General features: G+C 48.6%; 7 protein-coding genes. 2 read left to right on the plus strand and 5 right to left on the minus strand.

All coding sequences use genetic code 11. From position 1 onward, the window contains the following. Positions 1–8: 8 nt before the first annotated feature. The 3 genes from AC58PV_RS15275 to AC58PV_RS15285 all read right to left on the minus strand — a co-directional run bounded on the left by AC58PV_RS15275 (position 9) and on the right by AC58PV_RS15285 (position 4,940). Positions 9–1,850: an ABC transporter substrate-binding protein gene (locus tag AC58PV_RS15275; RefSeq protein WP_497433071.1), complete on the minus strand. Its 1,842-nt coding sequence runs from the start codon at positions 1,848–1,850 to the stop codon at positions 9–11. 127 nt (positions 1,851–1,977) lie between these two features. Beyond that, the gene (locus tag AC58PV_RS15280; RefSeq protein ID WP_497433072.1) at positions 1,978–3,486 is read right to left on the minus strand and encodes an ABC transporter permease; all 1,509 of its coding nucleotides are present in this window, start codon (positions 3,484–3,486) and stop codon (positions 1,978–1,980) included. Between the two features lie 11 nt (positions 3,487–3,497). Continuing rightward, the gene (locus tag AC58PV_RS15285) at positions 3,498–4,940 is read right to left on the minus strand and encodes an ABC transporter permease (RefSeq protein WP_497433073.1); all 1,443 of its coding nucleotides are present in this window, start codon (positions 4,938–4,940) and stop codon (positions 3,498–3,500) included. Between the two features lie 221 nt (positions 4,941–5,161). Between AC58PV_RS15285 and AC58PV_RS15290 the strand changes: the two genes are divergently transcribed. Both AC58PV_RS15290 and AC58PV_RS15295 read left to right on the plus strand, forming a co-directional pair. Next, complete coding sequence (locus AC58PV_RS15290; protein WP_497433074.1) at positions 5,162–6,895, plus strand: ABC transporter ATP-binding protein; 1,734 nt, start codon at positions 5,162–5,164, stop codon at positions 6,893–6,895. A gap of 338 nt (positions 6,896–7,233) precedes the next feature. After that, positions 7,234–8,067, plus strand: a complete 834-nt coding sequence (locus AC58PV_RS15295) for a DUF72 domain-containing protein (RefSeq protein WP_497433114.1) — start codon at positions 7,234–7,236, stop codon at positions 8,065–8,067. Between the two features lie 325 nt (positions 8,068–8,392). On the opposite strand, the gene AC58PV_RS15300 is transcribed toward AC58PV_RS15295, so the two are convergent. Further along, entirely contained in the window at positions 8,393–10,006 is a 1,614-nt protein-coding gene (locus AC58PV_RS15300; RefSeq protein WP_497433075.1) for a response regulator transcription factor, read from the minus strand. Beyond that, a complete protein-coding gene (locus AC58PV_RS15305; protein WP_497433076.1) occupies positions 9,993–11,798 on the minus strand; it encodes a cache domain-containing sensor histidine kinase in 1,806 nt (601 codons plus the stop codon). Before AC58PV_RS15305 ends, AC58PV_RS15300 begins: the two co-directional genes overlap by 14 nt. Positions 11,799–12,003 lie beyond the last annotated feature (205 nt).

Raw genomic sequence — 12,003 nt, forward strand, 5'->3', positions numbered from 1 at the left:
TGGCTGAATTACTTGCTGGATTTGCTGGCGTTATACTTGCTCAAGAAATCCTTCGCTTTAGCAGGGTCTGCTTTGAGCTCTAATCCCGTTTTGACTAGCGGGCTTAATGTAGAGATCGCTTTAAACTTATTGTTCTTGTAGTACGCAAGGAACTCGTCTTGATTGATGGAATACAGCACAGCTTTTCTCAAATCAGCGCTTTTGGCAATCTCACGGTTCTTAGTGTTGAACAATAGGTAGGACACAGCGTTACTAGGGATCGTTTGGAGTGAAAGCTTAGTATCCGCTTTGACAACGTCGAACTTAACTTCGGACACGCCGTAGTACAAGTGAATCTCGCCGCTTCTTAGCGCTGACAAGGAAGCTTCAGCATCTTTGATGAAACGGATTTTGATGGAGTCTACTTTCGGCTCGTATTTCGTCCCCTTCATGTAACCTGGGTTTTTGTAGAAGACAGCTTCATAGTCCGTTTTGTAAGAAAGAATGTAAGGTCCGCTTGTTGCCAACGTATTGTTGTATTTCGCGCCTTCCGTAATCGTCGCTTGGTCACCGTACGCGATGTCTTTATTAACGTCATATTTGGCTACATCGTACGTATTGATGCTTTCAACTTGCTTTTTGGAGACGATACCCGCTGATTGATGAGCTAAATAGTTCAATACTTGCGGGAATGGTTCCGTCGTTGTCAACTTGACAACTTGATATTTACCTTCTTTATTGCTTGCTTGCTTTTTATCCGCTACAAGGGAGGAAATTTTAGCGTCTAGACCTTTTTCCAAACTTGATTTGATAGTGTCGGAGCCACCGGATACTTTAACGGATTCAAGCACGGCAGGGTCTGTTACAAGCTCTACATTTTTAATATGTTCATGCAAAGTAAATGTACGGTGATTCGGTACCGAATTTTTATCCTTAGCACGGTTTAGTGAGAAAATAACATCTTCAGCACCAACGCGTTCACCAGAGTCAACCGCTAGCTTATTCTTAACTTGAGCGAAATCGATGTCGTCACGAAGCAAGAAGTAATAGTCTGAATTGCCGTTTGCAATCGCAAAGTTATGCGAAAGAGAGCCTTCCGCCGTTAGCTTGTCATCATCTGTCAAGTTGAGCAGACGTACATACATGTTCGTGTTGATAATATTGATCGAACCGTCATTCCCTTTGATCGGATCAAGCGATGTTAGAGAAGGAAGTGTTGATTGCAGAACGATCGGGTCTTTGGCACGTTTAGCCGTATCTTTAAAATCTAGTTCTTCCCAAGGCAGGGAGCGTGATTTCGAGAGACGTACAGACTCTTTTTTCAAAACATCTTGATTAAACGCTTGTGCTTTGAGTGAATTGTAGAGCGGTGCAATGTAGGCTTTATCAAGGACTAATTGCTGTTCGAATTTCTTGTATGTTTCTGTGTACTGCTCTGCTGTTTGCCCTGCAGCCTGATCAATCAGCTTGTCGATCTCTGGATCGGACATAATGCTGTAGTCACCACCTGTTTTGAAAAGGGAACGTACCGCATAGTCCGGGTTACCTGTAACCGTGGTCCAACTGGACAAGGCAGCGTCGAAGTTGCCTGCATCTTGTTGCGCTTTGAACGTACCGTAATCCGGCTGGATGTTTAACTTAACATTAAAACCGTTCTTCGTAAGCTGATCGCGCACGATGTTAAGGTCTGTTTCATTGGAGCTCATACCGAGCAGTTCGATGTCAACAGGGGTAGTATTCGCTGCAGCTGTTGCTCCTGCTGATGGTGTAGGTGACGCTGCTGCGTCATCTTTGGTTGTGAAATTGCATCCGCTTAGCATCATAGAGACACCGAGGAGAACGGGGATGACGACCTTGCTTTTCTTAATCATTGATTGACCCTCCTAATAAAATTAAGTGTGTATGAACGCACATTCATTCCATATCCTTCTGTGTTGTAGTAACGTGAGAATTCATGGAGTAAGAATGAAGATTCCAAGTAGTTGCTGTAATACTTGCTTAATCCAGCTTAGGATCAAGCGCGTCGCGAAGGCCGTCTCCAAGAAAGTTGAAGGACAGCACGAGTGCGATGATCGCCAGACCAGGGTAGATGGCCGTATAGGCATGAGTTTCCAGGTAGGAACTTCCCACCTTCAGAATATTCCCCCACTCGGGGATATGCGGCTCGACGCCGAGTCCGAGGTAGCTTAAGCTGCTCGTTGAGATGATGGCTCCGCCGACCGTTAGCGTAGACTTAACAATCATCGGTGCAATGGAGTTCGGGATAATATGTCTGAGCAAAATAATGAAATCGCCTGCGCCGAAAGCGCGCGCGGCTTGCACATATTCAAGCGTAGTGACGAGCATCACGTTGGCTCGCATGGTTCGAGCATACGTAGGGATGGCCCCGATGCTCAGCGCCAGAATGAGATTGACCGTGCTGGCACCGAATGCTGCGATGATTGCGATGGCTAGCAGGATCCCTGGAATGGCGTACAAGATATCAAGCGCTCGCATGATGAGATTGTCCGTGCTGCGTCCGTAGTAGCCCGATATTGCGCCCAGCGCCCCTCCAACAATGACGGGGATCAAGGTGGAGAGGATACCGACGAAGAGCGAGATACGCGCACCGAAGACGATGCGAGAGAACAGACATCGACCGAAGTTGTCCGTACCGAGCGGATAGGTAAGGCTTGGCGATTGCAGGATAGCTCCGTAATTATTGTCGATTGCCATCCCGTAGTCAAAAGTTAAATAACTGCACAACGAGATTGAAATTAGGAAGCCGATGAACCACAGACCTAGCATAGACGTAGAGCTGCGGGACAGCCGATCAACAACTTCATTCAATTTGGTGCCCGATGTATCATTCCTGTTCTTAAGTTTAGACATTAACAGGATGCCAAGCGCAAGAGCGAACACATTGCCCGTTAGAGCAGTTGCAAGCAGCAACACCGCGACGACCCACAACCACTTGGGCAGCATGTGCTCATCTGCAAATCGGGCGATCAGAAGCAGCGCAAGTAGTTGAATGGCTCCCGCAACTATAATGAGGGCCATGCCCGGTACGAACAAGTTAGATACATACGGTTTGAAGACGTTTAGAGCTGAGACGGCGAAGACGAACAGGGTCGTCAACAAAGCGTAGAACGAGAGAATATACGCTGCGTTCTTCTTGCGTTTGATAAGCTGAAACGCAGCTGTAACGATGAAAATATTAGCGGTCAGCAAGCTGAGCAATAACAGGTAGCCTAACCAACGAGTGGTGCGGCGTATCTCGCCATAGCGGAGCAAATCTCTGCGAATTAACGCCATAGTTCCTAGTTGAAGAAGTGCAAAGACCAAATAAGAGACAAAGGCAGCGAAAACGGCTGAATGCACAGCCAAGTGAGCTCCTTCGAAGCTGTTGATCAACAATACCAGGGCCAAACTTAAGGAGGCTATCCCCGCAAAGCTGGCCTGTCCGTATTCGGAGCAGGTACGTAATCTGAAATGAATATCTTGTTTTGTAAGTGTCGATGTGGTCACGTGGTCACCTGCTAGTATTGTTTCATTTTGGAACGGATTCTTGGATCAATAAAGGCGTATAGAATGTCAATGATGACATTGACGATAGAAATTGTGATAGCTGTATAGACGACGCCACCCATAATGGCGGGAATATCCGGAATGAACTGCTTGTCCACGATATAGCTTCCAATCCCGTTGATATTGAAAACTTTCTCCGTTACAGCTGCTCCGCCGAGCATCGCACCGAACTGAAGTCCGATGACTGTAATAATCGGGATTAGCGCATTACCTACGGCGTGCTTCCAAAGCACCTGGCTGCGAGATAACCCTTTGGCCCGGGCGGTCGTAATATAATCCTCGTGGATGACCTCCAGTGTAGAAGAACGCGTCATCCGAGCAACTGCCGCCGTAAGGCCTGTTCCTAATACAACAATCGGCATGATCATCGTTAGTGCATTTTGCGGACTATAGGTAGCGGGAAGCCAATGCAGCTTGATTGAGAAATTCAGGATGAGGACGAGCCCTTGCCAGAAGTTAGGGATCGACAATCCGATTAGTGCAATCAGCATGAACGTATAGTCGAAGAAGGAATTCGGCCGAGTGGCAGATATCAAACCGATCGGGAGTGCGATCAGCACCGCTACAATCGTGGATATGACGGTTAGCGTCAGTGTCACGGGAAATTTCGCGGCGATGGAGGTGGTGACGTCTTCACTTCCTGCAAACGATTTGCCTAGATCGAATGTCAGAATACCACGAAACGTATGCCAAAGCTGAGTGAGATAAGGTTGATCAAGCCCATAAAGCTGATTAAACTTAGCAATCTGCTCGGCTGTAGCGGTTTCCCCAATAATATTGGCAGCGGGATTCATTGGCGATAAATAGAGAATGGTAAAGACGAGAAAGGCTACACCAAAAATGACGAAAATGGTCATCACAAGCCGTTCAGCGATATATTTAAAATAAGCGTTATTATAGATCAACATAAGAATGTACATGAGAACGCCGGGAATAATGGATATAGCAAGAAACGCCGGGTGCCGGATTAATCGTGTAAATGTATCGGCATACGTTGCCTGCGAACTGCCTTTCCCATCCTGCTCAGCATCAAGGTGACGCAATAACGCTTCTCTGAACTTGATTGTCCCGATTCGTTTAGCTTCGCGATGCAGTTTCTCGGGTGTGACGTTCTGTTCGAAGAACCGATGCTTGCGCTGGAGTTGTTCTTGGGCCTCCGTGATCAACTGATCGCGATATCCAGAGGAAATCCATTGCTGTTCTAACTTGTCCAAATTTGCCCTGTGCATACTCTTCTTCTTACTGGATAAGTAGACGCCATAGATGATTAGATGCAAGGGCGCTCCGGCTAGTACTAGCAGAAAGCGATAAGTTGGATGCAATAGCATTTTAGTAAAAAGGTTCCCGAGTCGGTCGACTAGAGGTGTATCGATAGCTGAGGTGTGCCCGGTCAAGTTCGTATGCTCCTTTGTCGGTCAGTTTATATTGCATTATTCCGATCGATATAGTAGATTTTAAGAGTGGCAGCTAAAAATGTCAATGGTCAATAATAGTTTCATTTATTTGAAATATACATTTTTTTTATAGTTGCGATTCGAATAGCTTATATTTTAACATGTAACTACGAATGATAGAAACTTTCTTTTCAAGTTTATCCCAACTCGAAGGTGATTATATGACATCCATATTAGAAGTGAAGCAATTATCTGTCTCTTTCTATGCTCGCGATAAAGAAGTAGAAGCGGTTCGTAACGTGAGTTTCTCGGTCCGCGAAGGCGAGACACTGGGAATCGTCGGTGAATCCGGCAGCGGGAAGAGTGTTACTGCACGTACAATCATGAGGTTACTGCCCTCGCCGCCTTCCATGGTGAAGGGGGGAGAGGTTCTCTTCCATGGGCAGAATCTCGCTGATAAGTCAGATCACGAGATGGAGCAGATTCGCGGCCGCGATATCGGCATGATCTTCCAAGATCCGATGTCCTCATTGAACCCGACGATGCGCATCGGTCGGCAGATTGAAGAGAGTTTGATCAAGCATCGGAGGCTTGGCAAGGAAGAAGCACAGCGGGAAGCAATTGAGATGCTGAAGCTGGTTGGGATCCCTTACCCAGAAGCACGCTACTTACAGTATCCCCATGAGTTTTCCGGTGGTATGCGTCAACGTGTAATGATTGCTATCGCACTTGCTTGTCGACCATCGCTGCTGATTGCGGACGAGCCCACGACTTCGCTCGACGTCACAATTCAGGCGCAGATTTTGCACCAGATGAAGGAGATTCAACGCAAGCTCGGCACATCGATCATCTTGATTACGCATGATCTAGGTGTCGTAGCCGGCATGTGCGACCGGGTCGTGGTCATGAAGGATGGCGAGGTTGTCGAGACGGGCACAACAGAGGAAATATTCTCGGCACCGAAGCATCCCTACACGGTGCGTCTATTGAACGCACTGCCAAGGCTCGACGAGAAAAAGAAACCTAAGCTAGTTTCCGCTGTCACGCGTTCAGCAGATGACCGCCCCCTACTGGAGGTCCGGTCGCTTAGACAGCATTTCAATTTAGGCAAAGGCCAGATCATCAAAGCGGTCAACGATGTCAGCTTTGATATCCGTGCCGGGGAGACGTTAGGCGTTGTAGGAGAATCAGGCTGCGGCAAATCTACTACCGGGCGAACGATCCTGCGGTTAAACGAGGCGACAGGCGGCGAGGTGCTGTACAAGGGGATCTCGCTTAATCAGCTATCCCGTAGGGAGATGAAGACAATGCGCCGCTACATGCAGATGATCTTCCAAGATCCGTATGCCTCCCTGAACCCCCGTATGCGCGTTGCTGACATCATCGGTGAGGCGTTGGACCTTCACAGCATGACGAAGAGCAAGGGGGAGCGGCAATATCGGATCGAGGAGCTGCTTGAGATGGTTGGTCTTAGCCCCTCGCATGCGATGCGCTACCCGCATGAGTTCTCCGGCGGGCAGCGGCAGCGGATCGGCATTGCTCGAACACTGGCGGTTGAGCCTGAGTTTATCGTTTGCGACGAGCCGTTGTCGGCTCTCGATGTTTCCATTCAGGCGCAGATCGTTAAGCTGCTAGAAGAGCTGCAACAGCGATTAGGGCTGACGTACCTATTCATCGCTCATGACCTCTCGATGGTTAAACATATCAGCGACCGTGTAGCCGTGATGTACAAAGGTAAAATTGTTGAACTCGCAGAGAGCGAAGAGTTGTATGCGAATCCGATGCACGCGTATACCAAGTCGTTGCTCGCGGCAATTCCAGTCCCTGATCCGGCAGTGGAGTCCCGTAAAGCGTTCGTCCCCCTCTTGGATTCCTCCATACAAGATCCGTACGGGTTAGAGCGGTCGCGGTTCGTCGAAGTGACGCCTGGCCATTGGTTGGCTGTCAACGAATGATAAGGAAAGCGCGTCCCTCCTTGAAGGGGACGCGCTTTTTTATGAATAACTGGATTTTCTGCAGCTAATTCCAAAGAAATAACGTCTTTTTGCATAATAACTGGATTTCCTCCCGTTATTTCAGGTCAACAGGGCCAAATATGACATTTCGAACAAGATTAGATGTAGGAAATCCAGTTAAACTCCCGAAAGGCTAGTTTTATCCTGAAATAGATGTAGGAAATCCAGTTAATCGCCATGCGAAGATGAATTTTATGGTATCGTGCAGGAAGATGTTATGATAGATGTACGAATGCTTATTGAGAAAGCGAATGATCACGGAGTTCGAGGTGATAACAATGATCAACATCGGCTTAGCAGGTTGGGGTGACCATGACTTGGGCGGGAGTAGAGGGAAATTGACGACATATGGGTCCCATTTTCCGATCGTGGAGGTAGATACCTCCTTCTATGCCGTACAGCCCCAGCGGAATTATGCGAAGTGGGTCCAAGAGACACCTGAGAATTTCGGTTTTATTATCAAAGCCTACCAAGGAATGACGGGCCATCTGCGGGGAGAGAATCCTTTTGCTGGCGGGGCAGACGAGATGTTCGAGGCATTCCGGCAGTCGATTCGTCCTGTGCAGGAAGCGGGGAAGCTGAAGGCTGTACTGTTCCAATATCCACCGTGGTTTGCGTGCAACAAGGCAAGTGTGGATGTGATTCGGGAGGCGAAGGCAAGAATGGGCGATGTGCCGCTAGCGCTGGAGTTCCGCCACCAGAGCTGGTTCAAGGAGGACATGCGGGACAAGACGCTGGCCTTCATGAAGCGCGAGGGCTGGATGCACAGCATCTGCGACGAGCCGCAGGCAGGGATTGGATCTGTTCCGATCGTGTTGGAGGCGACGCATCCCGACATGACGATGGTTCGTTTCCACGGACGCAACGTGGGAGGCTGGGTGCAGACGAACGAGGCCAACTGGCGCGATGTGAGATATCTATACGACTACAATCCGCAGGAATTGCTCGAGTGGAAGGTGAGGTTGCTCCGCTTGCAGGAGCAGACGCGGGAAATTTGTATCATTTTCAACAACAACTCCGGTGGACATGCAGCAGGCAATGCGAAAACGTTGATGAGCATGCTGGGTCTCGACTACGAGGGGCTGGCACCGAGGCAGTTGGATCTATTCTAGAGGTTGTGAGGTTGCGTTCTGTCGCGGAATTGTCGAAGTCGATGCTGTCGGGCTAGATGACTTTTGATACAATGGGACGTAGGAGCAGACAAAAGGGGCGTGTAACAGGTGGTTGGTGCGATTATTGGCAGTGTGATCGCGATTATTATCGTGATTGGGCTAACGATTTGGATAACGAAGAAGGCTTATTCCCGTAAATGGGAAGATGATGAATAGCAACTTCATAGATACACAAATGCCCCTGCAGGAAGCGCTTCACGAGAAGTACTCCCTTGCAGGGGTATTTGAATGGGGTGGATACCGAGTCAACAACATTGCGCTGTGCCTACTCGCTCTGCACCCGTCTGTAATCCGAAGGCGTCAAGCCAGTTTCTCTTTTGAAAATTCGGTTAAACGAACGGTAGTTCTCGAAGCCGATGGATTCGGCAATCTCAAACGTTTTCTGATCTGTCGTTAGGAGTAAAAGCTTGGCTTTTTCAACACGCAGTCGGGTTAAATACTGAACGAAGCTTTCGCCAGTCGTCTTCTTAAACATACTGCTGAAATAAGGCACGCTGTAATTGATCGATTCAGCCAGCTCTTCCAGCTTGTACGGATAGCTGAGATCCTCGTACATCTTCTGAATCATACGGGAGATCGAGGCATCGATTGCTTTGCCATCCCCCTGTAGTTTCTGTAAGTTACGGAAAAAAAGGAATGTCGTTTCATGTACCGCGTGGAACGTTTGACATTGCTCAAGCTTCTTGCGGAACGCAGCTTCTAGCTCCACGAATTCATCGGATTCAGCCGTGAATTGGCTAATATCTAGAAATACGCGTAGATATAAGGATTTGATCTGTTCCGGGTCCCACCGTTGTTCCATCGCTTGCCGGAAGAACGAGTTGCGCTCCTGCTCGAGGGCGGCTGCGCTGCGAAGCGGTTCCAGCAACGCCTGCTTCAAGATCTTCACCCATAGCCGACTATAGTTCTCGGGGATATGTTGGAATGTGACCTTCTCAGCCCAAGCGGAGCGCGAAGCGGTTGGATTGCTGGGATAAAAGAACGGATAAGCGGCCGTCACGAGCTTCTTCAGCTCTGCTAGCCGATCGCCTATCCCCCGCTCGATTCGGAATTCCAGCATGAGCGGGTTCATTTTCAGATAAGCCGTAAAGGATTGAATGATCTGCTCAAGGAGCGCCTCTCCATGGGACGGGTTCCCCTCAGGCGCATAGATCGCAAAGAAACGCCCCTTGTCCAAGGCGATGACTTTATTCGCCCCGCGAGCTGTGAGCAGCTCCTTCAAGACGTTGACCCCGGCGAATTGCCACAGCTTCAGCTCTTCCTGCTGATCAATCGAGAAGCGCAGCGAGCTTCGATCGAGTTCCAGCAGCAGCACATGGAAGTTCCCTCTAGCTACAGGGATGCGGGCTGCTTCCAAGCTCTGAAGCCACTCGGCCTCGGCGTCCGAGGAACGAAGCATATCGAGAAAGGTACTTTGCTCAATCTCCATCTCGTTCGAGCGTACCTTTTGCTCTAGGAGCAGCTGCTTTTCCCGAGTTTCATCTAGTGAAACCGCCTGCCGGGCAAGGCTCTCCATAGTGCGGGCAAGCAATTCAGGATCAGAAAGGCAGTCATCTTTGATTAAATAGGCGGCGGCTTTTAACTGAATGGCTTGTTGCGCATAGTGGAAGTCTTTGTGACACGTCAGGATGATCATTTGCGGCATCCCTTCACCGCTTTGTTCGATTTCGTGGAGCATTTCTAAGCCGTTCATCCCAGGCATTGTAATATCTGTCACGATCATTTGGGGCTTATGCTGTAAAAAGAGTTCAAGGCCCTCGATTCCATCCTCTGCTTCACCAACGAGTGCGAACATGTCGCTATGTCCCTCGATCATATGCCGAAAAACAGTTCTTGCCGGTATCTCATCCTCGACCAATAACACTTTATAGCTGCTCATGCTGCACCTCCTTCAAACGTACGGAATCCCGGGGAAGCAGGAAACGAATCAACAGGCCTTGATCGCTGGGAGAGAATAGTTCCATCTGCGCTTCCTTGCTGAACATTAGTCTCATTCGTAACCAAACATTTTTGAGACCGATATTTTCGCCCAATTGTTCTTGCTGCATGTGCACGCGCAGCTTCTCCAGCTGCGTCTCATCCAGACCGATTCCATCGTCTTCAATCTCAATAACAGTAGAAGCATCATCAGAGTGCGTATACACGCGAATGTGGATGTGGCCTTCAGCCTTCTTTTTAGGTAAAATCCCATGAAACACGGCATTTTCAATAAGTGGCTGCAAGCTTAACTTAGGGATGTACATGGCCTCCAGAGGCGGTTCAATGTCGACATGGAGTTTGGTCTGGTATTTGTACCGCATGTTCAACAGACCAATATAATCTTGTAGATAGTCCACCTCCTGCTGCAGCGGCACATTCTGATCGTAATTTTCCATACTGTAACGCAGCAAGGAGACGAATTTCCCCATCAAGGTATTAATGTTGTCGTAATCTTTCAGCATAGCAAACATGCGAATCGTATTGAGCGTATTGTACATAAAATGCGGATTAATCTGCGACTGCAGCGCCCGAATCTCCAGCTTGCGCTTCATATCTTCGGATTCCTGCTGCTCGGAGAGCAAGTCCTGAATACGGACAGCCATCGCATTGAGCATGCGTCCTAAATCGCCGATTTCATTATTGGCAAAATAAGTGACCCGAGCATCGAAATTCCCTTTTTTGATCGCATCGACCTGTCGCTTCACTGCTTGCAATGGGCGATACAATTGATATCCGAAGCCGATGACGGACAGGCCGCCGACCGTGACAAGCGCAAGGAGAAAATAGGTGACGGTCTTGCGAATGATGTCAGCGCTTTGGGTCAACTCTTGTGAAGGAATTTCCGAGATGACGATCCATTTATCAAAGGTTTTCGTTTGTTTCACGGAAATGATAGACGTATCCATCTCGAATTGCGTTGGTTTCCCTAATGAGACCCAATGCGCTAGAATGCTGCGGGTACGGACATCATCCTGGCTGCGCTCTAGCTTGCTGGTTGTGGCTATGGTAACGCCGCTTTGCGTTAGGAGCGATACTGATCCGAGCGAGCCCAGCTGAATATTCTCAATTTGCTGCTGAAACTGCGCGTTATTCATCGAAATCAACAGCACCCCGCGCATATCCTCATAGACTTCGAAAGGGATTCGGCCGATATAGTAGGTGGAGTTTTGCAGTATTTTCAACTCAGGATGTGAGCTCTTATCTAGGAACATGCTGGATTGGCCCTTTGCCAGGAACTCTTGAATCAAGGGCTTGAAAGGTGAGCGTTCCAAGGTTGAGGGAGCCTCATCCGACGATAAAACTTCACCCGTAATGTTGGAATATACCTGCAACCCTTCGACATTGCCGATCACGGCAGAAGCGGTGCTGAGAACCGAGATTAGATCCTTTTTGCGGACAACCTCTTCGAAATATTGGGAGGATGGCGACACCAGTGCGCTTTGGATCGACGAAATACGGGAATACTGCTCACTAAGCTCTCGGAACCTGGACATCGTCAGTTCAATGCGGTCCACAACTTGATTGACGAGCTGGGCATTCAGCCGATTGACCTGTTTTTCCACAGTGGAACTGGAGACGGATATGGAGATATAGGATAATACAATCAGCGGGATGATGGAGACAGCCAGCATGACTAGGATCATTTTGATATAAAAGCTGCGTGTTAGAAAACCGAAGAAGGGCAACATCATGGTGCTCATCACATCCGTTTGGCATAGTTGATCTCCCTCCGCTCAGGTCGGGGGTCTTTGTATTTGCATTATAGTACATGGGGAGAAAGGGGGATACCGCTTCAGAGCGATATCTTAAAAACGGTGACACTTTCACTTGTTTTCGACATGTTCTTGCTTCCTTATCATCTTCTATAATTCAAACTGTACCACATACGACGCGTCA

This window comes from Paenibacillus sp. J22FR83 (assembly GCF_059691955.1).

Bases quoted from the DNA above. Each gene is read 5' to 3' on its own strand.
- AC58PV_RS15275 (WP_497433071.1), bottom strand. From the start codon at position 1,850: ATGATTAAGAAAAGCAAGGTCGTCATCCCCGTTCTCCTCGGTGTCTCT.
- AC58PV_RS15290 (WP_497433074.1), top strand. From the start codon at position 5,162: ATGACATCCATATTAGAAGTGAAGCAATTATCTGTCTCTTTCTATGCT.
- AC58PV_RS15305 (WP_497433076.1), bottom strand. From the start codon at position 11,798: ATGATGTTGCCCTTCTTCGGTTTTCTAACACGCAGCTTTTATATCAAA.
- AC58PV_RS15300 (WP_497433075.1), bottom strand. From the start codon at position 10,006: ATGAGCAGCTATAAAGTGTTATTGGTCGAGGATGAGATACCGGCAAGA.
- AC58PV_RS15295 (WP_497433114.1), top strand. From the start codon at position 7,234: ATGATCAACATCGGCTTAGCAGGTTGGGGTGACCATGACTTGGGCGGG.